Origin of the sequence: Bacillus sp. FSL L8-0199, assembly GCF_038005705.1 — a bacterium.
Lineage (GTDB): Bacteria > Bacillota > Bacilli > Bacillales > Bacillaceae_G > Bacillus_A > Bacillus_A cereus.
Map to the genome: position 1 here is coordinate 4,920,516 of NZ_JBBOTS010000001.1, position 23,991 is coordinate 4,944,506.

The window sequence follows — 23,991 nt, forward strand, 5'->3', positions numbered from 1 at the left end:
TTTAACATTACTTCTCTTCGTTTAAGCCCTTTTCTAACGCTTTCCACGCTAATGTTGCACATTTAATACGTGCAGGGAACTTGCATACGCCTTGTAATGCTTCAATATCTCCTAAATCGATGCTGTCATCGTACTCTTTTCCTAGCATCATGTCAGAGAAAATTTTAGAAAGCTGAAGTGCCTCTTCAATTTTCTTACCTTTTACTGCTTGTGTCATCATGGAAGCTGAAGACATTGAGATAGAACATCCTTCTCCTTCAAACTTCGCTTCTTGCACAATACCTTCTTCTACTTTCATCGTAAGTTGAATACGATCGCCGCAAGTTGGATTGTTCAAGTTTACTGTAACACTATCTTCTAGCACGCCATTGTTACGAGGATTCTTATAATGATCCATAATAACTTGACGATATAACGTATCTAAATTATTAAATGACATTTGTGAAATACTCCTTTGTCTTGATTAGCGATTCAACAAATGTATCAATTTCTTCTTTTGTATTATATAAATAGAAGCTCGCACGTGCTGTTGAAGAAGCTTTTAGCCACTTCATAAGCGGTTGTGCACAGTGGTGTCCTGCGCGAACCGCAATACCTTCTACATCTAATACTGTCGCTACATCGTGAGGATGTACGTCTTCAATATTAAATGTAACAAGACCAGCGCGATGCTTTGGACCATAAATTGTAACGCCATCTACTTCTGATAGTCTTTCTAAAGCATATTGCGCTAATTCATGTTCATGCTTTTCAATATTATGAAGACCGATTTCTTCTAGGAAATCAATTGCCGCACCAAGTCCGATTGCATTACCGATAATCGGTGTACCTGCTTCGAACTTCCACGGAAGCTCTTTCCACGTAGATTCTTGTAAATCTACGAAATCAATCATTTCACCGCCAAATTCAATTGGCTCCATATTGTTCAGCAATTCTTTTTTACCATATAATACGCCGATGCCTGTAGGTCCACACATCTTATGAGCAGATAATGCGTAGAAATCACAGTTCAAATCTTGTACATCCACTTTCATATGAGGTGTACTTTGTGCACCGTCAACGACCATAATTGCGCCATTTTCGTGTGCGATTGCTCCGATTTCTTTTACAGGGTTAATCGTTCCAAGCACGTTTGAAACTTGCATAATAGAAACGATTTTTGTATTCGGTGTAACTGTTTGACGAACATCTTCTAAAGAAATTGTACCGTCTGGTTGAAGCGGAAGGTATTTTAAAGTTGCACCAGTTTTCTTCGCAACTTGTTGCCACGGAATGATGTTACTATGGTGCTCCATGTAAGAAATAACGATCTCATCGCCTTCTTTTACATTTTCAAGACCATAGCTAGCCGCTACTGTATTTAATGCAGTTGTCGTTCCGCGCGTGAAAATAATCTCTTCCATTGATTTCGCGTTAATAAACTTACGAACTTTCTCGCGTGCACCTTCATACGCGTCAGTAGCTTTCGTACCGAGCGTATGAACACCGCGATGCACGTTAGAATTATATTCTTTATAGTAACGTTCTAACGTTTCAATGACTTGAATTGGTTTTTGAGAAGTTGCTGCACTATCGAAATAAACAAGTTGTTTGCCGTTCACTTTTTGATCAAGAATTGGAAACTGTTTGCGTATTTCATGAATATTCATTAGCGAACTTTCCTTTCAATTACCTCAACAAGCTGTGCCTTTACTCCTTCAATTGGAAGCTCATTAACTACAGGTGCTAAGAATCCATGGATGACTAAACGTTCTGCTTCGCGTTTTGGAATACCACGGCTCATCAAGTAGTATAGTTGGATTGGATCTACGCGACCTACTGAAGCTGCGTGACCTGCCATTACATCATCTTCGTCGATTAAAAGAATTGGGTTTGCATCACCGCGTGCTTTTTCATCTAACATAAGAACGCGAGAAGATTGTTGTGCATTTGATTTAGATGCACCGTGTTCAATTTTACCAATTCCGTTAAAGATAGATGTTGCACTATCTTTTTGTACACCGTGTTTTAAAATCCAACCTTCAGAATGTTTACCGAAGTGAACAACTTTAGTTGTAAAGTTTTGTGTTTGGTTACCACGGCCAATTGTTACTGTTTTCGTATCAGCATATGAACCGTCGCCCATTAAGTTTGTAACGTTCTCTGAAATTGTGTTTCCGTCATTCATAAGGCCTAGAGCCCAATCAATGCGGCCGTCGCGTCCTACAACGCCGCGGCGGTTAACGTAAGTTGTTACGTCTTTTGCTAATAGATCAACCGCACCGAATTTCACTTGTGCGCCTTGTTCCACGATTACTTCTGCTACGATATTTGCAATACCTTTAGCATTTTCATTTGCAACGTAGTTTTCTACATAAGTTGCAGTACTGTTCGCATCAGCTACGAATAATACGTGGTTATATACGTTAGCTTCTTCGCCGTCTACTAAGAATACAGCTTGAAGTGGAGTTTCAAGAACAACGTTTTTCGGAACATATATGAATGCACCGCCGTTGATTAATGCAGCATGAAGTGCAGTTAGACGATGCTCGTCTACTTTCACGCCGTCTTTCATTAAGTACTTTTGTACTAGTTCAGCATGCTCAGTTGCTGCTGTTACGATGTCTGTAAAAATAACACCTTTTTCTTTTGCTTCGTCTGCTAAAGAAACGAATGCAGTTGTACCAGTACGTTGCACTAATACGCTGTTATTTTCATCGATTAAGTTTTTCACTGCTTCTGGAAGTTCAGTTAAAGAACTTACAGGCTCTTGCTTAGCAGCGTCGCCTTTTCCGATAAAGTCCCATTTGTCAATTTTCGTTTTATCAGGCGTTGGCATTGGAAGTTCAGTTGCTTGTGCAAGAGCTTGTAAGCGGAACTCAGTCAACCAAGCAGCTTCGTTTACTTCGCTTGCGCGTTGACGGATTGTTTCTTGATCGAAAGGTAATGTACCGATTGTCATGTTTATGCTCCTCTCTTACGCTTCTTGCTCTGTTGTTTCGTCTTCAATACCTAATTCTTTTTTAATCCAGTCGTAACCTTCAGCTTCTAGACGTTGTGCAAGCTCAGGGCCACCAGATTTAACGATACGACCGTTCATCATAACGTGAACGAAGTCTGGAGTGATGTAGTTTAATAAACGTTGGTAATGCGTAATCATTAGGCAACCGAACTCTTCGCCGCGCATTTCGTTAATACCTTTAGATACAACTTTTAATGCATCGATATCAAGACCTGAGTCGATTTCATCTAAGATTGCGATTTTTGGCTCAATCATCATTAATTGAAGAATTTCGTTACGTTTTTTCTCTCCACCAGAGAAACCTTCGTTTAAGTAACGTTGTGCCATTTCTGGATCCATTTCTAGGAATTCCATGTTTTTATCTAATGTACGGATAAATTTCATAAGAGAAATTTCATCGCCTTCTTCACGACGTGCGTTAATTGCAGAACGTAAGAAGTCAGCGTTTGTTACTCCGCTAATTTCACTTGGATATTGCATTGCTAGGAATAGACCCGCTTGTGCGCGCTCATCTACTTCCATTTCTAATACATCTTCACCGTCGATGATGATGCTACCTTCTGTTACTTCATACTTTGGGTGACCCATAATTGCAGAAGATAAAGTTGATTTACCTGTTCCGTTAGGTCCCATAATTGCGTGGATTTCTCCACCTTTTACTTCAAGGTTTACACCCTTTAAAATTTCTTTGCCATCAATTGATACGTGTAAGTCTTTAACCGTTAATGTAGAACCAGCCATCTCAATACCTCCATTAATCCTATATATACATTTTAAAAATTCCTAAAACGTTCATATTCTCATTTTATTCTCATTCTAATTTTATATCAAATAAAATGATATCGCAAACGACGAAAAAAAGTAACCGTTTTTTCACAAATGTATATAAGTATTTCCTTTGCATCTTTCTATGATACACCTTTCTTCTTATTTATATAAAGAAAAAAGGACTGGTAATTTTCCAATCCTTTCCTTATAATTATTCACTTACCGGAAGTACAGCACCTTTATATTCTTTATTAATAAAATCTTGAATTTCTTTTGAATGTAGCACTTCTACTAGCTCTTTAATTTCTTTTTTCTTCTCATCACCTTTACGAACTGCAATGATGTTTGCATATGGAGAGTCTGCTCCTTCAATCGCAATTGCATCCTTTGTTGGATTTAATTTTGCATCAATTGCATAGTTTGAATTAATAAATAAAGCATCACCTTCATTATTTTCATACAGCTTTGGTGACAATCCAGGCTCTACATCTGTTTTAAACTTTAAGTTTTTCGGATTTTCGACTACATCTTTTACTGTTGCCTTAACAACATCTACGCCATCTTTTAGTTTAATAACTCCTCCTTTTTGTAATAATGCGAGCATACGGCCACGCTCCGCTACGTTATTACTCATAATTACTGTTCCGCCATCTGGTAAGTCTTTTAAGCTTTTATATTTCTTAGAATAAATACCCATCGGCTCTAAATGGATTTTTCCTGCGTTTACAATTTTATATCCCTTTTCTTGAATTTCTTTATCTAAGTATGGAATATGCTGGAAGTAGTTCGCATCAATTTCTTTATCCGCTAACGCTTTATTTGGCAGTACATAATCCTGGAACTTTTTAATCTCTAACTTAATGCCTTTTTTCTCTAATATTGGCTGTGCCTTCTCTAGAATAACAGCGTGCGGCACGTTAGAGGCTCCAACAACAAGCTTATTCTCTTCTTTTCCTCCGCAAGCAGCTAATGTAAATACAGACAGCGCTGTAACAACTGACAATAGAATCTTTTTCATATGATGTCCCCTTCTCCCCTATAGTTATGTAGTTATAAAAAAGGCTGGCATACACCAGCCTTTTCAGCAATTATTCTTTTACAGGAACAACTGCCCCTTTATATTCTTTATTAATAAAGTCTTCGATTTCTTTAGAATGCAATACTTCTACAAGCTCTTTAATCTCTTTTTTATCTTTATCACCTTTACGAACCACTAATACGTTTGCGTACGGTGAATCATCACCTTCAATTGCAATTGCATCTTTTTCTGGATTTAATTTCGCATCAATTGCATAGTTTGAGTTAATTAAAACAGCGTCGCCTTCTTTATTGTTATACACTTGTGGTAACAAACCTGGCTCAATATCCGTTTTGAACTTTAAGTTTTTCGGGTTATCTGCAATATCTTTTGGAGTTGCACTAACTGGATCTACTCCGTCTTTAATTTTTAAAATGCCTTCTTTTTGTAAAATTGCTAAACCACGTCCATGGTCAGTAACGGAATTACTCATAATAATTGTCGCCCCGTCTGGAAGTTCTTTTAAGCTCTTATATTTTTGAGAGTATACACCAATTGGTTCAATATGAATTTTCCCTGCTATTTCAAAATCATATTTTTTATCTTTAATTTCTTTTTCTAAATACGGAATGTGCTGGAAGTAGTTTGCATCTAAATCCTTATCCGCTAACGATTTATTTGGCAACACGTAATCTTGGAATTTTTTCACTTCTAATTCAATTCCTTTTTTCTCAAGTAACGGTTTTGCTTTTTCTAAAATTTCAGCATGCGGTACGTTAGAAGCACCAACAACAAGTTTCTTTTCATCTTTATCTTTCCCGCCACAAGCAGCTAACCCAAAAATTGAAGTTGAAATAAGTGCCGTAAGTAATAATTTTTTCATTTAAAATATCCTCCCGTTTTTATTATCGTTTATCTATTCGAGTCGTTAAACTATCACCAATCCACTGGATTAAAAATACAACTAGTAATACACAAATTGTCGCAACGATTGTTACATCGTTATTCCCTCTCTGGAATCCTTCTAAATAAGCAAGTGTTCCAAGGCCACCAGCACCAACAACTCCCGCCATTGCTGTATAGCCTACTAAAGCAATTGTCGTAACCGTAATACCAGATACTAATGCTGGTAATGATTCTGGAATTAACACTTTCAAAATAATTGTGCTTGTTTTTGCTCCCATTGCTTTTGAAGCTTCAATTACACCTTTATCAATTTCGCGAAGTGCAATTTCAACCATTCTCGCATAGAATGGTGCCGCTCCAATAATTAAAGCCGGCAAAGCTGCACTTGCTCCAAGAATTGTTCCAAGAAGAATCTTTGTGAATGGGATTAATAAAATAATTAAAATGATGAACGGTATAGAGCGGAATATATTTACGAATGCTCCAATCACCGTATTAATTGATTTGTTTTCCCATAAATTATCTTTCGCTGTCATGAAGAGTAACAATCCTAAAATTAGTCCTAAAACAAATGTCGCAAGAGCTGCGATTGCCGTCATATATAATGTTTCACCAGTTGCTTCTAACATTTGATTCCAATCAACATTTGCGAGTAACTTATCCATGTGCAATCACCTCCAGCTCTACTTGATCTTGATGAATTCCTTCTATTGCTTGCTGGATCGCTGTTTCCTCACCATTTAAATGAACAACTAAACTACCGTAAGAACCGTTATTCGTTTGTGCAATATTTCCTTGTAAAATGCTAACTTCTATATCACTGCGTTGCATTAATCGTTGAAGCACTGGTCTTTCTACAGCCTCACCGATAAACTGCAAACGAATTACTTTTCCATCTGGATATTTTTCAATTAAACTTTCAATTGTTTCATTTGTATCTTCAGAATCTGTTAACTGCTGTACAAATCGTTTCGTAATATCTTGCTTCGGATTACGGAATACATCAAGTACTGGACCTGTTTCTACAATCTTTCCTCTCTCCATTACCGCTACTCGGTTACATATCTTTCGAATCACGTGCATCTCATGTGTAATGAGTACAATTGTTAAACCAAGGCGCTTATTAATGTCTAATAGTAAATCCAAAATTTGATCTGTCGTTTCTGGATCAAGAGCTGACGTTGCTTCATCACATAAAAGCACTTGTGGATTGTTAGCTAAAGCTCTTGCAATCCCGACGCGTTGCTTTTGTCCTCCGCTCAGCTGAGATGGGTACGCGTCTCCTCTCCCTTCTAATCCAACGAGATGAATTAATTCATCAACACGTTTTCTTCTCTGCGCTTTATCAACACCTGCAATTTCAAGTGGAAACTCTATATTTTCACGTACAGTTCGTGACCAAAGTAAGTTGAAGTGCTGAAAAATCATTCCGATTTCTTGCCTTGCCTTACGAAGTTCACTTCCTGTAATTGCTGATATAACACGATTCGCAATTGTAATTTGGCCAGAAGTCGGTTTCTCTAACTGATTAAACAATCTGATTAAAGAACTTTTTCCAGCGCCACTATATCCGATAACACCAAAGATTTCACCTTTGTCTATTTTTAAATTGGCGTTATCTACAGCAGTGACATCACCGCTTTTCGCCTTATATATTTTCTTTACGTTCTCTAATAGAATCATGATGTTCACCCCTTTTTTAAATAAAAAGCGCAAGCGGCTCGTTTAGAACAAGAGGACGCCCGAATCCCTGACGTAGAGACGCTTTTTGCCTCATACGAAGGGATGAAACGACCGACTGTTCTAGCCGCTGGAGCTAGATTTCATAAAGATTTTAGGTCGACTCCGCAATTTTTTATGTTTAATGTGTGTAGTCCACCGTTATCACTACCCTTATTATTTGAATGTCCTCCACATTCAAACAATAAAAAAACCTTTCTGCTTTAGAGAAGCAGAAAGGTTTATATGCGTATATAACAACATTATCCCTCTCTCTCATCTCTCAAAGCATTCGCTTTGCAGGAATTGGCACCATTTCAACATAAGTTGACGGTTGCCGGGCTTCACAGGGCACAGTCCCTCCACCTCTCTTGATAAGAGAAATCAGATTCAATTTTCGTCTGATTTGAAATTTATTAAATTGTCTATATTTTATGACTTGAATTGTATCAATATACACTCACCATGTCAACAGAAATTTTCGCAAAAAATGAAACTTCAGAATTTTAAGCACCTACTGACATCGGTTTACATATATGAAACATCGATTCCACTAATAACATCGTTCGATACGTTCCCGAATATTGTACACGTCCATCGTTCATTAACATTTGCAATCGTACATTTCCATTCACCAATTGTTCTATATCCTTTTCATCTAAGCAAATGATTTGTTCCGTTCCTCTTTCCTCATGTACCAGCTCTATATAATCTCTTGAAATTTGTAACGAACAACTTTCATCTCCAAAACGAAAATTAACAGTTTTTTCCTCTTGTCTTAAAAGCGGTTCTAAATGATATTGACCATTAGCGTAATTTACAAATGATTGAAGCAAAGAATATAATCTCATCCTAAATCACATCCTTCATATCACTTTCTATTACATACCATTCCCTCTCACTAAAGAGCAATCCTGTTATTTTCGCTCGACAAATACTGTATCCACCCTGCATCTCGACATATTTCCCAAGAAATATGTCGAGGCGGCAAAAATTTTGCCGCCTACTTTAATTCCGTATATAAATATTCAACCGAATGAAATGCGTATATCTTCTTCATCAGTGTCCCATTTTCAAAAACAAGTAAACAAGGTACACTTTCAATCCCATACTCTTTCGCTAAATACGGAGCATAATTTAAATCTAACATCCCAATTTTGAGGCCTTCAATTGTCATCTCAACGACTGTTAACATCTTTTTTGCTAATTGGCATGTTCCACACATTGGAGTATATACATATAATACTGTTTTTTCTTCGTTCTCTATTAGGGCTGTAGCTTCGGCTCCTGTCCAATCAATCACTTCTATCATTCCTTACCGTAAATATTCTGTATAAACGTCAATGTCGGCTCCCCATAATACATTTGCTAAGTGTGTAGATGGCGCAGTTGCCACTTCTCGGTACGAGCGATCAATATAGATATGCTCGGCTTGCGGAAATTCTTTTCGAAATTGTTTCCTTAACTTTTCTCCAGCATCATCAGCATCCACTAGCACATACACTTCCTTATCAAAAAACTGATCAACGAGCTCATCCATTTTCGACAAACCAATTGTACCATTTGTACAAACAATTTCCACCGGTTCACGAATAATAGATTCAATCTTTCTTCTATCTGATGTACCTTCTACAATAATGACTTTTTCTACATAAATCATATGTCATCACCCGATCACCATATACTATATAACATTGAACTTAGTATATAGTATATTCGTTATTTTCATGTTGTTTCCTGTTTATTTTTGCAAAAGAAAAGCGGAAGCGGCTTGCTCAGAACAAGAGGACATTGGAACTCCTAAACTAGAGGCGCCTTTTGCCTCAAGTGAAGGAGTGAAATGACCGACTGTTCTAGCCGCTGGAGCTGGATCACAAAGAAAAGCGGAAGCGGATCATTCAGATTGTGAGGGGGATGGAGCTTCTGACGTAAAGGCGCTTTTGGCCTTGCAGGAAGAAGCGAAGCCACCGAACAATCTAGCCGCTAGAGCTGGATCATAAAGAAAAGCAGAACCGACTGTTTAGCCCTGTTGGCTAAGGTTCTTTCGTACAGAAGACGCTTTTTGTCTTCTTCGTACGGAAGGTTCTTAGACATGAAGGGCTAGGAGGTGGAGCTGGACAATGAAAAGCACAAGCGGCTCTTTCAGAACAGGAGGGCACCCGAACTCCTGAACTAGAGGCGCCTTTTGCCTCAAGTGAAGGAGTGAAATGACCGACTGTTCTAGCCGCTGGAGCTGGACAATGAAAAGCGCAAGCGGCTCGTTTAGATTGTGAAGACTTATGAAACCTTACCACAAAACAGTTTTTCTCATAATAGCTTATTTATTTACATATAACTTGAATTTCATTATTTCACACAAAATAAAAAAGGACAGCACAAAGGCTGTCCTTTAGTCGACTATAATTAGTCTTGGTTTGTCATTTCTGCATATTTTTCTGCAGTTAATAACTTCTCAACTTGGCTTGCATCAGAAAGTTCAACTTTAACCATCCATGCACCCTCGTATGGAGATTCGTTAACAAGTTCTGGTTGGTCACTTAATTCTTCGTTTACTGCTACAACTTTACCGCTTACAGGTGCGTATAACTCAGAAACTGTTTTAACAGATTCTACGCTTCCGAATGGCTCGTCAGCTTCGATTGTTGCACCTACTTCAGGAAGTTCAACGAATACGATATCGCCTAGCTCACCTTGTGCAAAGTGAGTGATACCGATAACAACTTCATTACCTTCAGTTTTTACCCATTCGTGTTCTTCAGAGTAACGTAAATTATTTGGAATGCTCATGACTGTACCTCCAGTGAATGTATTAATTATGTAAAAATACCTTATTGGTACTTTTTCCACACACTTTCAAACTGCTCTTCGTTAAAACCAAGTGTTACATTCGTTCCATCTGTTACAATTGGACGTTTAATCAACATGCCATCCGATGCTAAAAGCTCATACATTTCGTCTTCGCTTGCATCTTTCAACTTATCTTTTAGACCAAGTTCACGGTAACGCATTCCACTTGTATTAAAGAATTTTTTTAATGGTAATTCACTTTTTTCATGTAAATTACGTAAATCTTCTTTTGATGGTGGATTTTCAACAATATGAATCATCTCATATGCTACATCGTTTGCCTCAAACCATTTCTTTGCCTTTTGACATGTGCCACACTTTGGATATGAATAAAATGTTACTGTCATAAATTCACCTACTTTTTTACTAACCTTTACCTTTATCATATAGAAAACGTTTTATTATTTCAAACCATTATTCGCTAAACTTTTACTTATTTCGTGATAATTTTTAATAATCCTGCGAATTTTTCTTATTTTTCCGCCATTTGTTAAGAAAAAAATAAATATATAAATTTTTTAGATTCTGCACCAAACATATATCTTAAACAAGCGTTTGATTAATTCTCCATTTTTCTTTCTTAACCTTTGAACTACAGGAGTTTCTTCCTACCGAACATACAGCTTAAACAAACGTTTGATTAATTCTCCATTTCTCTTTGTTAACCCTTGAGTTACATCGGTTTCTTCCTACCGAACATACAGCTTAAACAAACGTTTATTTTAAAAAATAAGAAGCCTCTTTTACAGGCTCCTTCATCATCTATTCAAATAATCTGCAATTGTTTGAAATACTACGATATACATATTATGAATACTTTCTTCTGTGTTTCCACCATTTGATAAACCAATTGCCCATTGTTGCCCTTCACCACTTCCGATATTCGCAAAACCTTGCGTATACATCGCATTTACATCTTTTCGTGCACTGTTATACTCTATCCCTTTTGTAATAAAAATTGAATATGATTTATCTTGTAAACCGATAAAAAACACTGGTTTCTTTAGCGATGAAAATACATTTTTATACTGCTCTGTTGAGGCTTCTTGAAAGTGATCTTTCATTATTAGAAAACCATCCACTTCCTTAGATTTCTTTTCCAGTGCCTCTAACTTCATTTCCTCAAACTTTACATTCCTAAACGTATCTTTCGGCTTTTCTCCAACAACTCCAATTACGAGTGCTCTTCCGTTATATTCTAATTTCTCTCCTTCTTTATCCTTTGCACACCCAGCACCGACTAGGCATATCAATATAAAAAATAAGAAATACGATAAACGCTTCATTTAGCACCCTTCCCTTCTTTTTAGTCAAGTGACAAAAACGTAAGGTTAATTCAAGAAAATGTAAGTAAAATCGATAGCCCAATTCACGTTTCTATATTATAATCAATTGAATTTACTTACATTACTAAACATAGGAGATCAACATGAAGAAATTTAAACTTTCATCTTTTCTTCCGTTAAGTTATATACTTCTACTCGTACTCGTAAGTCCCCTTTACGACGTATTAAATAAATCGACTGTTCACGCAGTAGACGTTACAACTGTAGTAGATGATTGGATTCCATTTGTAAAAGCATTTATTATTCCTTATTTACTTTGGTTTCCATACTTATACGGCGCACTTATTTATTACTGCTTTGCAGACCGAAAGCAATATTATGTCACTTTAAGTAGTATTATTTTTGGAAAGCTTGCTTGTTTTTCTATTTATTATTTTTGGCAAACAACTGTACCGCGTCCGACTGTCGTTGGGACAGATGTATTTTCTGAACTAGTTCGCTATATTTATAGTATCGATCAACCTGTAAACTGTTTCCCTAGCATTCACGTTCTTACTACATTTGTAATTATGTTAGCTGCCTTTAAGCGTAGAGAACAGCATGCTTGTGAATATTACATCCTTACTTTCTTCGGTACACTTATTATTTTATCAACGCTATTTACGAAGCAGCATGCCTTTGTAGATGCCGTTTCTGGAATGACGCTTGCAAGTATACTTTACTTCGGCGTTCAGCTCTTATTGGCCAAAGAACCGATAAGAGTTCCAGTAAAACAAAATCATAGAATGTAGCATGACAAAAAAGCAGACTGTGGCTTCTCAGTCTGCTTTTATCTATTAGTAAGGAGATTTTCAACTTAAGATTGCGGTACAGTCATATCACCAGAGTGAATACGACCTGCTTTTTTAAGAGCAATGTAAAGTATATAAGAAACAGCTACTGGAATGACGATATAAGTAATTACCATCGCCGGGAGAACTTCCCACCCTTGGCTGGAAATTAAATTAATTGGTGCGATAAGAGAACTTAATCCAAGACCTGCAATTTCCTTTCCTGCTTCCAGTTGGAAAATTAATGCTGATACTGGACCGACTATAGCACTGGCGACGACAGTTGGAACGAGAATCATTGGGTTTTTAGTGATATTTGGCAACTGTACTTTCGGAGTACAAAGTGCTTGAGCTAATATGCCACCTAAATTGTTTTCTTTCGCTGAGATGACAGAGAATCCGATAAACTGAGCGACGCATCCGGCAAGAGCAGCACCACCTGCAACACCGTCTAAGCTAAGTGCAATTGCTAACGCAGCTGATGAAGCTGGAGAGATAAGTAATAGTCCCCAAACTACTGCAATGACGATAGAAGCAATAAACGGACTACCAGCTGAGCTATCTTTAATAAACGCTCCAACTGCATTTAAAACAGGAGTAATATTATGAGATAACCAAATACCAACTAAACCAGAACCTAATATTGCTGCAAATGGAACGAGCATCATATCTAACGCAGTTTTTCCGCTTAAACGTTTACCAATATATACAGCTAAAGTTGCTGTTAATAATGCACCGATTGGCTCACCTGTTTTAATAATTAGACCAGCTTCAGTAATTGAAATGGATCCGGCACCAATTGCTCCGGCTACCATCGCCGAGAAGATTACAAGACCGTTTGCACCGAGCATAAAAGCAATGCCGGCACCAATCGCCGGTGCCATAAGGGATTTTGCAACAACTCCGATTGTAATAAGTAATGGTATATCAACAATTCTTCCTATATTTTCGATCAGTAAACCAATTCCGAGGGATACGAAAATACCTTGTGCGATTCCAGCAGATGCTTTAAATACACGAGACATTATATATTCCTTCATTCGTTTCACCTTCTTCTATAAGTTAGTAACCAATTGTTTTCATATAATCACGTAAAATATCGTTTGATTTTGCGAATCGAGATTCTTCATCCTCTGTTAAATTGAGTTCTACAACTTCTCTTATACCGTCTCTAGTAATAATAGCAGGTACTCCTGTACAAATATCATATTCACCGTACTCACCATCTAAAATGGCTGATACAGCAATAACACGGTGATCATCATTAAAGATTGAACTCGCAATATATGCTAGAGAATTTCCAATTCCGTAATAAGTAGTACCTTTTCGTTTATAAATTTCCCAGCCAGCTTTTGCAGTCTTCTCAACAATTTCATCTAAATCTATTTCACCAAATCGTTCTTTTTGTTCTTCTAAAATTTGCAGAACTGGCTTTCCACCAACAGTTACATGAGACCAAGCAACCATTTGAGAATCACCATGTTCTCCTAATGAATACCCATGGATACTACGAGGGTCTACATGTAGCATTTCAGATAAAATTGTTCTTAAGCGAGAAGAATCTAATGATGTACCAGTACCGATTACGCGATTTCTAGGTAATCCAGATAATTTCCACACTTCATATGTAATAATATCAACTGGGTTCGATGCAAGTAAGAAAATACCATCAAATCCACTTTCCATTACGCCGCCAACAACACTTTCCATAATCTTCGCACTCGCTCCTAAAGTATCTAAGCGACTTTGTCCAGGTTTTGGTGCTGGCCCTGCTGTAATAATAACAATGTCCATATCTTTGCAGTCTTCATAGCTTCCTGCATATACTTTTGTTCTTGTATTTGTAAAGTTAATGCAATGTGATAAATCCATCGCTTCCCCAACTGCACGTTCATGATTTATATCAATTAATAATAGCTCTTCGCAAATTCCTTGATTTACAATGGAATACGCACAACTTGATCCAACTAATCCAGTACCGATAATTGCAATTTTTCTTGTATGTCTTTTCATAGCAATCTCTCCTAATTGATCATATAATCTATTTCTTTTGCTCTTTACACTCCTAATTATAGAGGTTCCCACGATAGAAACCATGGATACTTTGTGAAATATTGAACAAATCATTTGTCCTTTTTGTGAATTGTTATATTCCATTTTCGTCATATTTGTTACAACTGGAAAAATATTTATTTTATATTTATTGACATGCTCAAAACAAAAAACGAGCGACTTCATTCGCCCGTTTTTTGTCATCCCGTTATTCCGCACTTAATTGACTTTTTAATTGCTGCACAATCATTGGATTAGCAGGTGCTGCCGGTTTGTAATAACTCTTTTGCTTTGCGTACTCATACATATTACGTTGGCGCATCTCATCTTGATTACGAATTTGAATTAACGTTTGATGTAACTGTTCATTATCAGACTGAGCAATATAATTTGCATAGCTTGTTAAACTTGCATTCAATCCTGCTAAATAATCATTTACCATATCTTTTTCATTCATCTTTCTCTTCCTCCTATCCTAGGAAAGTCATTAATTGCTGTTTCGTATTTCGTGCATCTTGCGCATCTTTTTGTAGCATTTGTTTCAGTTGTGGATCTGTACACGTCTGTGCATACTGCTCCAACTTGTTAATAATTGTTGCGTGTCCACCAATTAAATGACGTAAGTTTTCTACTTCAAGCTCTGTTAAATTTTGCATGGAATACTCCTACCTTTCTTTATTCGTTCACTGTTAGTATTTAGCTATTTTTTGATTGTATACATGAATTAACTTTTTCACGTGCATACAAAATATATGGAATTTTACATATTATGAAAACTTTATATTTTATAGTTTTAGGAATAGAATTGCTATGCAATAATTATTATATGAAATTTCAAAAAATACTCCCTATCCACTATAACCCTCGCATCATATAAAACTTATTAGTTAAAGGAGCAATGAACATGAAAACACATGACTTCCTTACAGAAATCCAGAAGGGCTCTGAGCCTAGTCCATATCAAGATCCTATTGCTTTTATTTTCGTTTGCCTTTCCGTAGCTATATACACATTTTTCAAACCTGCTAAATAATATCATGTAATGAGAAAAAGCCTACCGCTCTTTTCGAATCATATGCACTAAAAAACCTTAGAATCACTTCTAAGGTTTTTGTTTGCCTCGCTTCTTATTCACGTAACCCTTTAATAAACGTTTCCAATAATACATGTAAACTTGTATCCAGATCTAACGGCAAACCAAATCCGCCTTGCTGTTCAATCGAAGCAAATCCATGACAAATACTTCTGAATCCGCGTGTCGCATGAAGTGCATTCTCTCCTTCTAAGCCATACTGTTGTAATACTTGAAGACAAAGCTTTACAATTCCGTCACCTGCTTTTCTTACTTCTTCATCTCGTAAAAAAGTTGCTTCATATAGTCCAGGATGTTTTCGGACAAATGCTACATACGCTTCTCCTAATGCATGAATTGCTTCATCCATACGTTTATCCTCGGCCGCTTCTTCCAGTTTGTTATGCAGCTGTTTGATTCCGTAAATACCAAGATTTTTCCGTACATCTTGTAACCCTTTTACATGATTATATAGTGAGGGCGAACGTATCCCTAACCTTTGCGCTAATGAAGCTAATGTCACTTCTTGTATTCCATTTGCATCTGCAATTTCTGCAGCTGTTTCTACAATTTTCTGTAATGTAAGTCCGATTCTCGGTGACATAAATTAACCCTCTTTCTTACTTTCTATATTCCGTTTCGCTTCCTTAATAGCAAGCTCTATGGCAGTGCCTGGATTCTTTATCATTTTCCCATGTCCTGCCGCAAGCAAGGAAGGCTCATATTCGCTTAACTTCTCTGCACTTTGTACTGATATTTCTTTACTCCACGTTGCCATCGCAGGAAACGGAAACCAAAATTTCATTTGTCCCGAAACAGCCATACCTCCTCTTGTTTGAAATGCATCCCCAACAATAAGAGCTTTATTTCGTACATCAAGAAACGACATGGATCCTGGCGTATGTCCCGGTGTCATAATCGCAAGAAGCGATCCAACTCGGTCGCCATCTTCTAATAAAACATCAGGTACCGTTTTTACCTTTTTAGGTACACCGCCTTTTATCGGTATATTTGGTTCATCCTTTTGTAACGTCGTATCTCCTTCTAACAGCTTTGCGTCCCGCTTAGAAATATAGACTGGAACATGAGGGAGTACTTCCTTTAATGCGTCTAATGCACCTATGTGATCATCATGCGCATGTGTTAATACAATCTTAGTAATTCGTTTTCCTATTTTCTCAGCCGCCTGTAAAATACTTTTTGCGCTATATGGCAAAGCCGCATCAATTAAAGTTAAACCATCTTCTTCCTCCACAAAGTAACAATTCACAGGAAACACTCTTGGCAAAAATGACAATTGATATACCGTTTGTTCATGTATCATTCTCATATTTCCATCTCCCTTTTCACGAAAACTAATACTATTAGTTTTATTATACTAATGTCATTAGTTTTATGTCACTAAAAATTTCATTTTTTCCAAAAAAAAAGAAAAGCAGCCGTTTATACGACTACTTTTCTGTACAGCTATTAAACTGTGTAACGCTCATCTTCTAAAATTTTCGCAGCGATTTCACGTTTCTTCGGAATTACGTTAAGTGGTGTGTGGCGAGTTAATTTACGTAATGATGATAACATCATGCGCAGCATGTCGCCGTTTTCAACTGCGATAAGTGTTTCTTTCGCATCTGCTTCAATTTCGTTGAATGCTTCTTGGCAGAATACTTCAGTGTATAACACTTTTTGTTTATTCTTTTCAAGACCAGTTGTTTTGATCGCTTTTTCTGTACGAAGAACAGCTGATTCCATTGCGTATAGGTTGCTTACGATGTCAGCGATATTCACAAGAATTTCTTGCTCTTTATCTAATGCTTTACCATATTTTTGAGCTGCTAATCCAGCTACCATTAAGCCGATTTTCTTCGCGTTACTTACTAAATATTTTTGAAGTGCTAATGGCTCATCACCCACTTCTTCTGGCATCATCATCATTAACTCTTCTTGTAATTTTTGTGCTTTTTGAAGAAGTGGTAATTCACCTTTCATCGCTTTACGTAAGAACGTACCTGGTACGATTAGGCGGTTAATTTCGTTCGTTCCTTCAAAAATACGGTTAATACGAGAATCACGGTACATTCTTTCAATCTCGTATTCTGCCATAAATCCGTAACCACCGTGAATTTGAACACCTTCATCTACTGTATAGTCTAATACTTCAGAACCGAATACTTTGTTTAAAGAGCACTCGATTGCATATTCAGCGATAGAAGCTGCTACTGCTTTACCGTCTTTTACTTCTTCTTCAGATAATGTGCTCATGCGGCTTTCGAATAAACCTACTGTACGATATACAGAGCTTTCAGCTGCATATGTTTTTGCTGCCATATTCGCAAGTTTCTCTTGAATTAATGGGAAGCGAGCGATTGGTTGTTTGAACTGTTGACGTTGGTTTGCATATTGTGCTGAAATTTCTACTGCACGTTTCGCAGATCCAACTGTACCAACACCTAATTTATAACGACCGATATTTAAAATGTTGAATGCGATAATATGACCTTTACCGATTTCACCAAGTAAGTTTTCTTTCGGTACTAACGCATCTTCTAAAATTAACGTACGAGTTGAAGAACATTTAATACCCATTTTCTTTTCTTCTGGGCTTGTAGATACGCCAGCGTAGTCTTTCTCTACAATAAATGCTGAGAAGTGCTCGCCATCTATTTTTGCATATACAACGAATACGTCAGCGAATGCAGAGTTTGTAATCCATTGTTTTTCACCGTTTAATACGTAATGTGTACCTTCTGCATTTAAACGTGCAGTTGTTTTTGCGCCTAATGCGTCAGATCCTGAACCTGGCTCTGTTAATGCGTATGCAGCTAATTTTTCACCAGTTGCAAGTAATGGTAAATACTTTTTCTTTTGCTCTTCGTTACCGAATAATACGATTGGTAAAGATCCGATACCTACGTGAGCACCGTGAGTAATTGCAAAACCACCAGCGCGAGAGAATTTCTCTGCGATTAACGCTGAGCTTACTTTATCAAGACCAATTCCGCCGTACTCTTCTGGTACGTCAGCGCCTAATAAACCAAGTTCTCCAGCTTCTTTTAAAAGACGAACTGAACGATCAAACTCATGTTGCTCTAAATATTCAAGCTCTGGAAGAACTTCATTTACGATAAAGTCCTCTGTCGTTTTAGCAATCATTTTATGCTCAGATGAAAAATCTTCTGGCGTAAACACTTGATCAATCGTAATCTCATCTACTAAAAAGCTACCGCCTTTAACCGCATTTCCTACTGTTTTTTCCATGAAAATTTCCTCCTTCATATTTTCATGAGCCGCTTCTCTCTTTTTGAAAGAAGCTGGCTCTCCCTTTTGTTTTTATAAACCTTTGTTGCTTCCATTCTTTTTTTATAATCCAGTTTCAGTGGCTAGAACAGTCGGTCGTTTCACCCCTTCCTTTGAGGCAAAAAGCGCCTCTTCGTCAGGGCTTCCAACGCCCTCCTGTTCTGAGCAAGCCACTTCCACTTTTTTTATAGTCCAGTTCCAGCGGCTAGAATGTTCGGTGGCTTCGCTTCTTCCTACGAGGCAAAGAGCGCCTCTACGTCTGAAGCTCCATCCCCCTCACATTCTGAACAAGCCGATTCCACTTTTTTTATAGTAATTCAAATACTCCCGCTGCTCCCATTCCGCCGCCGATACACATTGTTACGATACCGAATTGTTCGTTGCGGCGTTTCATTTCGTGAATAAGAGATAGTGTTAGTTTTGCTCCTGTACAGCCAAGTGGATGTCCAAGTGCGATTGCACCACCGTTTACGTTTACTTTTTCTTCATCTAAACCAAGTTCACGAATAACTTGGATTGATTGTGAAGCGAATGCTTCATTTAGTTCGAATAGGCCGATATCAGATAGCTCTAAACCAGCTAGTTTTAACGCTTTCGGAATTGCAGCGATTGGACCGATTCCCATTACTTCTGGTGGTACGCCAGCTACTGCAAATGAACGGAATTTCGCGAGTGGCTTCATGCCATCGCTCACTGCTTTTTCGCGATCCATTAATAGTACAGATGCTGCACCATCACTCATTTGTGAAGAGTTACCAGCTGTTACAGAACCGCGAACGTTAAATGCTGGACGTAATTTCCCTAAAATGTCTAGCGTTGTCTCTGCTCTTACACCTTCGTCTTGTGCGAAAGTGATTGTTTCTTCTTGCAGTTTATTGTTTGATCCAACCGAGCGTAACGTCACATCTACAGATACTGTTTCATCAGCAAAGTTTCCTGCAGCTAATGCTTTCGCAGCGCGTTGATGACTTCTTACTGCAAATGCATCTTGCTCTTCACGAGAAATTCCATATTTCACAGCAACTTGCTCTGCTGTATGTCCCATACCCATATAATATTCTGGAGCCGCTTCTACAAGGCGACTATTCGGACGAACAACGTGTCCCATCATTGGAACTAAACTCATTGATTCTGCTCCGCCTGATAATACAGCTTCAGAGTGACCAAGCATAATACGCTCAGCTCCGTAAGCGATACTTTGTAAACCTGAAGAACAGTAACGGTTAATCGTAATAGCTGGAACATCGTAAGAAAGTCCTGCTAATCCGCCGATATTACGAGCCATATTTAAACCTTGCTCTGCTTCTGGCATCGCACAACCGAAAATTAAATCATCGATTGGTCCTTCATAATTTGCACGCTTTAACGTTTCCTTTACTACTAACGCCCCTAGATCGTCAGGACGAACTGTTTTTAACGAACCCCTCTTTGCTTTTCCAATTGGTGTTCTTGCTCCCGCAACAATGACAGCTTCTCTCATGAACGATATCTCCCCTCGTTATTAGTTACGTAATGGCTTTCCTTTTACAAGCATGTGCTGCATTCTTGCTTGTGATTTCATCTCACTTACTAAGCTAATAAATGCTTCACGTTCTACATCTAATAAATATTGCTCATCAACTTCTGTTCCGTACGGCACTTTTCCGCCCGCAATGACATATGCAAGTTTCTTAGCAATGTGAAGATCGTACTCTGAAATGTAACCAGATAAATGCATTGCTTCCGCACCAAGTGCAAGAGTTGCATATCCTGTTTCCCCAACAACTGGTATCTTTTTACGGATCGGCGCTTTATAACCAGCTTCATATAAAGCAAGTGCTTTCTGTTTCGCATCGTATAGTAAGTGATCACCATTCACACTAATACCATCTTTATCACCTAAGAAGTTATGAGAAACTGCTTCTTGTCCTGAAGTTGAAACTTTCGCCATTGCGACTGTTTCGAACACTTTATTTGCAACTTTTTGCAGATCAAACTCTACACCGTTTGCCATTTTGTTTAAGTGTTTAATGTATAGCTCTTTATTACCGCCTCCGCCAGGGATTAAGCCAACACCAACTTCTACTAAGCCCATATACGTTTCACTAGAAGCTTGAATGCTCGCTGCTGGTAAGCAAACTTCTGTACCTCCGCCAAGCGTCATACCATATGGTGCTGCTACAACTGGCTTAGAAGAGTACTTAATTTTCGTCATTGCATCTTGGAAGTTTTTCACAACCCACTCAATTTCAAAGTAGTTGTCGTCTTGTGCTTCCATTAAGATCATTGCTAGGTTCGCACCAACGCAGAAGTTCTTCGATTGGTTACCGATAACAAGACCTTTATAATTCTTTTCTACTTCATCAACAGCGTAGTTAATCATTTGCGTAATATCCATACCGATTGCATTGCTCTTCGAATGGAACTCTAAGCAAAGGATACCGTCGCCTAAATCAATTAAGCTCGCTCCGCTATTTTTCTTTAATACACCATTTTTCGCTTTTAATTGCTTAAGAGAAATTGCTTTTTTATTACGCTCGATTAGCTTATATTCGCCATTATCGTAATAGTAGCTATCGCCGTTATCATGTTTATAGAAAGTAGTGAAACCTTTCTCTAACATTTCTTTCACCCAAGTAGGAACAACTACGCCGTTTTCTTCCATCTTTTGAACAGATTTTTCAACGCCGATTGCATCCCACACTTCAAACGGTCCTTGCTCCCAGCCGAAGCCCCACTTCATCGCTTGGTCAATTGCAACGATATCGTCAGCAATTTCTTTATGAAGTTTTGCAGAGTATAAAAGAGTTGGTGTAATGATGTTCCATAACAACTCTCCTGCGCGGTCTTTTGCGTATACAAGCGCTTTCAATTTATTCGCTAATCCTTTTTCTTGTTTACTTAACTCTACGGATGCAGCTTTTAATTTTTTACGCGCTTCATATTCCATCGTTTCAGGATTTAATTCTAAAATTTCTTTTCCTTGTTTTAAGAAGAAGCCTTGACCTGTTTTGCTTCCAAGCCATTTTTTATCAAGCATGTCATGCATGAAAGCTGGTACTTTAAATACATCACGCTCTTCTTCTTGCACATTTTCATATACGTTATTTGCAACGTGTACGAATGTATCTAAACCGACAACATCTAATGTGCGGAACGTTGCGCTCTTCGGACGACCAATAAGTGGGCCTGTTACAGAATCAACTTCCCCAATGCTATAGCCGCGTTTTACCATCTCTTGAAGAGTAACAAGTAAACCGTACGTACCGATGCGGTTTCCAATAAAGTTTGGTGTATCTTTTGCGATAACAACGCCTTTTCCAAGAACGTCTTCGCCAAATAGTTTCATGAAGCTTAATACTTGTGGATCTGTTTCTTTCGTCGGTATTACCTCTAGAAGTTTTAAATATCGTGGTGGGTTAAAAAAGTGTGTGCCTAAGAAGTGTTTCTGGAAGTCGTCTGAACGACCTTCTGCCATTTTTTCAACTGAAATGCCTGACGTATTCGAGCTTACAATTGAGCCCGGTTTACGAACAGCGTCTACTTTTTCAAATAATTTCTTTTTAATATCTAAGTTTTCAACTACTACTTCAATAATCCAATCTACATCAGCTAGACGCTCAAGATCATCTTCTAAGTTACCTGCTTCAATCAGTGCTAGATTTCCTTTCACTGTCAGAGGAGCTGGTTTTTGCTTTAATAGTTTTTGCACAGCCGTATTACTAAAACGATTTCTCACACTTTTATGTTCTAATGTAAGTCCCTTCGCTTCTTCTTCTTTCGTAAGCGCAGGTGGTACAATATCAAGCAATAATGTCGGAATACCAATATTAGCTAAGTGTGCCGCAATTCCCGAACCCATTACGCCTGAACCTAGAACAGCAGCCTTTTTAATTTGGAACATCCAATTCTCCCCCTATTCTTGAATGAATGCTCATTCAATTTTTCGACATAAGTCGCAATCAATGAGTGAGCCTCTACTAATAAATATATGATACTGTTTAAATTTTCGCAATATATTTATTGATAAAATTTTCTGAAATAAATATTTTTCTTTCATTTGGCCATGCTATATATGTATTTTCTTCACTAAAATACACTTTCCCTTTTTATAATCTGACGAAACTGGAGGAATATATATGGCAAAACTTAAGAAGAACCCTTCAAAGGCTGGAATTAGTGCAGCTAGTGTAACTGGAAACGCAGGTCCGCATAACCACGGCGTGGAAAAAGGACGTCAAGGTAATAACCAACAATATAAAAAGCATAATATGGGCGAAAAATAACGCTATATTTTTGGGCAGAGAACGTGGCATAATGATTAATGGCTGCTTTTTCTGCCCAATTTATTTGTAACAAATGAGGGAATTATAATGAAACGAACAATAGTTATGATTGTAATGATTGCCACACTATTTACAGGGATGATTTTCTTCTCTTATGCACAAAGGCAACAATCTGTAAGAGCTGATCAACCTAATATTACTGGGCAATACGGAGTTACAATCGATGCAGACACAGGTGAAATTTTGTATGGGAAACGTGAAGACGAACGCTCTTATCCGGCTAGTATAGCCAAAATGATGACAACCCTTCTTTTACTAGAGAATGTAAAAGAAGATGAAGAAATTACAGTTACAGAAAACGCAATTAAAACAGAAAGTCAAAGTAAGAAAATTAAACTTCGTGCTGGAGAAAAATTAAAGCGTGATGAGGCATTAAAACTTATGCTTATCATTAGTGCAGATCCAATAGCTGAATCAATTGCAGAACATATCGCAGGATCAAAAAATGAATTTGTGAAAATGATGAATGCTAGAGCGAAGGAACTCGGTACAAAGCATGCGACTTTCAAGAACGCAAGTGGTGCTGATGCACTTGGAAATAAAGTATCGCCATATGACATTGCTATTATTACGAAAGAAGCATTAAAGTATCCAGTTGTTTTAGAATATATGAATTCAACACGTACAACTCTACATACTTCAGAACGCTCTCCAAACATCGCAAACTACGGACGAGAAGAACTATATGATGATCCATATGCGATTGGAAGTAAAAGCGGTCTATCAGCACTTGGCAAATATACAGTCGTAACAGTGGATGAAAAAGACGGTAAACGCGTCATTAACGTCGTATTATCTTCTACTCGTGCGCAACTATATCCTGATACGAAGAAAATGGCACATTATGCATTTCAGCAATTAAAATAACCAAGG

Annotated in this window: 26 protein-coding genes and 1 riboswitch; of the genes, 3 read left to right on the plus strand and 23 right to left on the minus strand. The window is 37.7% G+C overall.

Annotation, left to right across the window (positions count from 1 at the left end):
- Nucleotides 1–7: 7 nt before the first annotated feature.
- The 14 genes from sufU to NST86_RS25585 form a co-directional block, all read right to left on the minus strand.
- Complete coding sequence (gene sufU / locus NST86_RS25520) at nucleotides 8–439, minus strand: Fe-S cluster assembly sulfur transfer protein SufU (RefSeq protein WP_000009526.1); 432 nt, start codon at nucleotides 437–439, stop codon at nucleotides 8–10.
- Nucleotides 429–1,649 (minus strand): cysteine desulfurase SufS, encoded by a 1,221-nt coding sequence (gene sufS / locus NST86_RS25525; protein WP_001020769.1) that lies wholly within the window; start codon nucleotides 1,647–1,649, stop codon nucleotides 429–431. The genes sufU and sufS overlap by 11 nt, the downstream gene beginning before the upstream one ends.
- A complete protein-coding gene (gene sufD, locus NST86_RS25530; RefSeq protein ID WP_000152164.1) occupies nucleotides 1,649–2,941 on the minus strand; it encodes a Fe-S cluster assembly protein SufD in 1,293 nt (430 codons plus the stop codon). Before sufD ends, sufS begins: the two co-directional genes overlap by 1 nt.
- A 15-nt stretch (nucleotides 2,942–2,956) precedes the next feature.
- On the minus strand, nucleotides 2,957–3,742 hold the full coding sequence (sufC, locus tag NST86_RS25535) for a Fe-S cluster assembly ATPase SufC (RefSeq protein WP_000929160.1): 786 nt from the start codon (nucleotides 3,740–3,742) through the stop codon (nucleotides 2,957–2,959).
- A 238-nt stretch (nucleotides 3,743–3,980) separates the two neighbouring features.
- On the minus strand, nucleotides 3,981–4,787 hold the full coding sequence (gene metQ / locus NST86_RS25540; RefSeq protein ID WP_000722399.1) for a methionine ABC transporter substrate-binding lipoprotein MetQ: 807 nt from the start codon (nucleotides 4,785–4,787) through the stop codon (nucleotides 3,981–3,983).
- 70 nt (nucleotides 4,788–4,857) lie between these two features.
- A complete protein-coding gene (gene metQ / locus NST86_RS25545) occupies nucleotides 4,858–5,670 on the minus strand; it encodes a methionine ABC transporter substrate-binding lipoprotein MetQ (RefSeq protein ID WP_061663182.1) in 813 nt (270 codons plus the stop codon).
- Between the two features lie 22 nt (nucleotides 5,671–5,692).
- Nucleotides 5,693–6,358: a methionine ABC transporter permease gene (locus NST86_RS25550; RefSeq protein ID WP_000359401.1), complete on the minus strand. Its 666-nt coding sequence runs from the start codon at nucleotides 6,356–6,358 to the stop codon at nucleotides 5,693–5,695.
- Complete coding sequence (locus NST86_RS25555; RefSeq protein ID WP_000601767.1) at nucleotides 6,351–7,376, minus strand: methionine ABC transporter ATP-binding protein; 1,026 nt, start codon at nucleotides 7,374–7,376, stop codon at nucleotides 6,351–6,353. The genes NST86_RS25550 and NST86_RS25555 overlap by 8 nt, the downstream gene beginning before the upstream one ends.
- Nucleotides 7,377–7,685: 309 nt before the next feature.
- Nucleotides 7,686–7,793: riboswitch (SAM riboswitch) on the minus strand.
- Nucleotides 7,794–7,918: 125 nt separating this feature from the next.
- Nucleotides 7,919–8,263, minus strand: coding sequence for a hypothetical protein (locus NST86_RS25560; protein ID WP_001242139.1), 345 nt, complete (start codon nucleotides 8,261–8,263; stop codon nucleotides 7,919–7,921).
- 152 nt (nucleotides 8,264–8,415) lie between these two features.
- Nucleotides 8,416–8,724, minus strand: coding sequence for a thioredoxin family protein (locus tag NST86_RS25565; RefSeq protein WP_002062684.1), 309 nt, complete (start codon nucleotides 8,722–8,724; stop codon nucleotides 8,416–8,418).
- Nucleotides 8,725–8,727: 3 nt separating this feature from the next.
- Nucleotides 8,728–9,072, minus strand: a complete 345-nt coding sequence (locus NST86_RS25570) for a toprim domain-containing protein (RefSeq protein WP_000640870.1) — start codon at nucleotides 9,070–9,072, stop codon at nucleotides 8,728–8,730.
- Between the two features lie 743 nt (nucleotides 9,073–9,815).
- On the minus strand, nucleotides 9,816–10,199 hold the full coding sequence (gene gcvH, locus NST86_RS25575; protein WP_000026896.1) for a glycine cleavage system protein GcvH: 384 nt from the start codon (nucleotides 10,197–10,199) through the stop codon (nucleotides 9,816–9,818).
- A gap of 41 nt (nucleotides 10,200–10,240) precedes the next feature.
- Nucleotides 10,241–10,606, minus strand: coding sequence for an arsenate reductase family protein (locus tag NST86_RS25580; protein WP_000218968.1), 366 nt, complete (start codon nucleotides 10,604–10,606; stop codon nucleotides 10,241–10,243).
- Between the two features lie 411 nt (nucleotides 10,607–11,017).
- Complete coding sequence (locus NST86_RS25585) at nucleotides 11,018–11,545, minus strand: hypothetical protein (protein WP_000826876.1); 528 nt, start codon at nucleotides 11,543–11,545, stop codon at nucleotides 11,018–11,020.
- 143 nt (nucleotides 11,546–11,688) lie between these two features.
- Here NST86_RS25585 and NST86_RS25590 point away from each other — a divergent pair, with 143 nt between their 5' ends.
- Nucleotides 11,689–12,336, plus strand: a complete 648-nt coding sequence (locus NST86_RS25590; RefSeq protein ID WP_000713761.1) for a phosphatase PAP2 family protein — start codon at nucleotides 11,689–11,691, stop codon at nucleotides 12,334–12,336.
- A gap of 65 nt (nucleotides 12,337–12,401) precedes the next feature.
- On the opposite strand, the gene NST86_RS25595 is transcribed toward NST86_RS25590, so the two are convergent.
- From NST86_RS25595 to NST86_RS25635, 9 genes are all read right to left on the minus strand, one after another.
- A complete protein-coding gene (locus tag NST86_RS25595) occupies nucleotides 12,402–13,415 on the minus strand; it encodes a PTS transporter subunit IIC (protein ID WP_000666172.1) in 1,014 nt (337 codons plus the stop codon).
- Nucleotides 13,416–13,437: 22 nt separating this feature from the next.
- Nucleotides 13,438–14,388 (minus strand): L-lactate dehydrogenase, encoded by a 951-nt coding sequence (locus NST86_RS25600; RefSeq protein ID WP_000820652.1) that lies wholly within the window; start codon nucleotides 14,386–14,388, stop codon nucleotides 13,438–13,440.
- A gap of 247 nt (nucleotides 14,389–14,635) precedes the next feature.
- Nucleotides 14,636–14,884, minus strand: coding sequence for a spore coat protein (locus NST86_RS25605; RefSeq protein WP_001002987.1), 249 nt, complete (start codon nucleotides 14,882–14,884; stop codon nucleotides 14,636–14,638).
- A 13-nt stretch (nucleotides 14,885–14,897) separates the two neighbouring features.
- Entirely contained in the window at nucleotides 14,898–15,083 is a 186-nt protein-coding gene (locus NST86_RS25610) for a hypothetical protein (RefSeq protein ID WP_001180555.1), read from the minus strand.
- A gap of 471 nt (nucleotides 15,084–15,554) precedes the next feature.
- The gene (locus NST86_RS25615) at nucleotides 15,555–16,103 is read right to left on the minus strand and encodes a TetR/AcrR family transcriptional regulator (RefSeq protein ID WP_000074923.1); all 549 of its coding nucleotides are present in this window, start codon (nucleotides 16,101–16,103) and stop codon (nucleotides 15,555–15,557) included.
- Nucleotides 16,104–16,106: 3 nt separating this feature from the next.
- Nucleotides 16,107–16,829 carry an MBL fold metallo-hydrolase gene (locus NST86_RS25620; RefSeq protein ID WP_001242350.1) on the minus strand — a complete coding sequence of 241 codons (723 nt, stop codon included), beginning with the start codon at nucleotides 16,827–16,829 and terminating at the stop codon, nucleotides 16,107–16,109.
- Nucleotides 16,830–16,969: 140 nt separating this feature from the next.
- The gene (locus NST86_RS25625) at nucleotides 16,970–18,754 is read right to left on the minus strand and encodes an acyl-CoA dehydrogenase family protein (protein WP_000416290.1); all 1,785 of its coding nucleotides are present in this window, start codon (nucleotides 18,752–18,754) and stop codon (nucleotides 16,970–16,972) included.
- A gap of 346 nt (nucleotides 18,755–19,100) precedes the next feature.
- Complete coding sequence (locus tag NST86_RS25630; RefSeq protein WP_001206333.1) at nucleotides 19,101–20,273, minus strand: acetyl-CoA C-acetyltransferase; 1,173 nt, start codon at nucleotides 20,271–20,273, stop codon at nucleotides 19,101–19,103.
- A 21-nt stretch (nucleotides 20,274–20,294) separates the two neighbouring features.
- Entirely contained in the window at nucleotides 20,295–22,676 is a 2,382-nt protein-coding gene (locus NST86_RS25635; RefSeq protein ID WP_000486375.1) for a 3-hydroxyacyl-CoA dehydrogenase/enoyl-CoA hydratase family protein, read from the minus strand.
- Nucleotides 22,677–22,911: 235 nt separating this feature from the next.
- Between NST86_RS25635 and NST86_RS25640 the strand changes: the two genes are divergently transcribed.
- Nucleotides 22,912–23,058, plus strand: coding sequence for a YuzL family protein (locus NST86_RS25640; protein WP_001096344.1), 147 nt, complete (start codon nucleotides 22,912–22,914; stop codon nucleotides 23,056–23,058).
- Nucleotides 23,059–23,145: 87 nt separating this feature from the next.
- Complete coding sequence (locus tag NST86_RS25645) at nucleotides 23,146–23,985, plus strand: D-alanyl-D-alanine carboxypeptidase family protein (RefSeq protein WP_044794995.1); 840 nt, start codon at nucleotides 23,146–23,148, stop codon at nucleotides 23,983–23,985.
- Nucleotides 23,986–23,991: the final 6 nt, after the last annotated feature.

Coding starts and splice junctions, on each gene's coding strand:
- NST86_RS25610 (WP_001180555.1), bottom strand. CDS start 15,083: ATGCAAAATTTAACAGAGCTTGAAGTAGAAAACTTACGTCATTTAATT.
- NST86_RS25565 (WP_002062684.1), bottom strand. CDS start 8,724: ATGATAGAAGTGATTGATTGGACAGGAGCCGAAGCTACAGCCCTAATA.
- NST86_RS25630 (WP_001206333.1), bottom strand. CDS start 20,273: ATGAGAGAAGCTGTCATTGTTGCGGGAGCAAGAACACCAATTGGAAAA.
- NST86_RS25600 (WP_000820652.1), bottom strand. CDS start 14,388: ATGAAAAGACATACAAGAAAAATTGCAATTATCGGTACTGGATTAGTT.
- NST86_RS25595 (WP_000666172.1), bottom strand. CDS start 13,415: ATGAAGGAATATATAATGTCTCGTGTATTTAAAGCATCTGCTGGAATC.
- NST86_RS25640 (WP_001096344.1), top strand. CDS start 22,912: ATGGCAAAACTTAAGAAGAACCCTTCAAAGGCTGGAATTAGTGCAGCT.
- sufS (WP_001020769.1), bottom strand. CDS start 1,649: ATGAATATTCATGAAATACGCAAACAGTTTCCAATTCTTGATCAAAAA.
- sufD (WP_000152164.1), bottom strand. CDS start 2,941: ATGACAATCGGTACATTACCTTTCGATCAAGAAACAATCCGTCAACGC.
- NST86_RS25585 (WP_000826876.1), bottom strand. CDS start 11,545: ATGAAGCGTTTATCGTATTTCTTATTTTTTATATTGATATGCCTAGTC.
- NST86_RS25645 (WP_044794995.1), top strand. CDS start 23,146: ATGAAACGAACAATAGTTATGATTGTAATGATTGCCACACTATTTACA.
- NST86_RS25620 (WP_001242350.1), bottom strand. CDS start 16,829: ATGAGAATGATACATGAACAAACGGTATATCAATTGTCATTTTTGCCA.
- NST86_RS25555 (WP_000601767.1), bottom strand. CDS start 7,376: ATGATTCTATTAGAGAACGTAAAGAAAATATATAAGGCGAAAAGCGGT.
- NST86_RS25625 (WP_000416290.1), bottom strand. CDS start 18,754: ATGGAAAAAACAGTAGGAAATGCGGTTAAAGGCGGTAGCTTTTTAGTA.
- gcvH (WP_000026896.1), bottom strand. CDS start 10,199: ATGAGCATTCCAAATAATTTACGTTACTCTGAAGAACACGAATGGGTA.
- NST86_RS25590 (WP_000713761.1), top strand. CDS start 11,689: ATGAAGAAATTTAAACTTTCATCTTTTCTTCCGTTAAGTTATATACTT.
- metQ (WP_000722399.1), bottom strand. CDS start 4,787: ATGAAAAAGATTCTATTGTCAGTTGTTACAGCGCTGTCTGTATTTACA.
- NST86_RS25615 (WP_000074923.1), bottom strand. CDS start 16,103: ATGTCACCGAGAATCGGACTTACATTACAGAAAATTGTAGAAACAGCT.
- NST86_RS25570 (WP_000640870.1), bottom strand. CDS start 9,072: ATGATTTATGTAGAAAAAGTCATTATTGTAGAAGGTACATCAGATAGA.
- metQ (WP_061663182.1), bottom strand. CDS start 5,670: ATGAAAAAATTATTACTTACGGCACTTATTTCAACTTCAATTTTTGGG.
- NST86_RS25550 (WP_000359401.1), bottom strand. CDS start 6,358: ATGGATAAGTTACTCGCAAATGTTGATTGGAATCAAATGTTAGAAGCA.
- NST86_RS25635 (WP_000486375.1), bottom strand. CDS start 22,676: ATGTTCCAAATTAAAAAGGCTGCTGTTCTAGGTTCAGGCGTAATGGGT.
- sufU (WP_000009526.1), bottom strand. CDS start 439: ATGTCATTTAATAATTTAGATACGTTATATCGTCAAGTTATTATGGAT.
- NST86_RS25560 (WP_001242139.1), bottom strand. CDS start 8,263: ATGAGATTATATTCTTTGCTTCAATCATTTGTAAATTACGCTAATGGT.
- NST86_RS25605 (WP_001002987.1), bottom strand. CDS start 14,884: ATGAATGAAAAAGATATGGTAAATGATTATTTAGCAGGATTGAATGCA.
- sufC (WP_000929160.1), bottom strand. CDS start 3,742: ATGGCTGGTTCTACATTAACGGTTAAAGACTTACACGTATCAATTGAT.
- NST86_RS25580 (WP_000218968.1), bottom strand. CDS start 10,606: ATGACAGTAACATTTTATTCATATCCAAAGTGTGGCACATGTCAAAAG.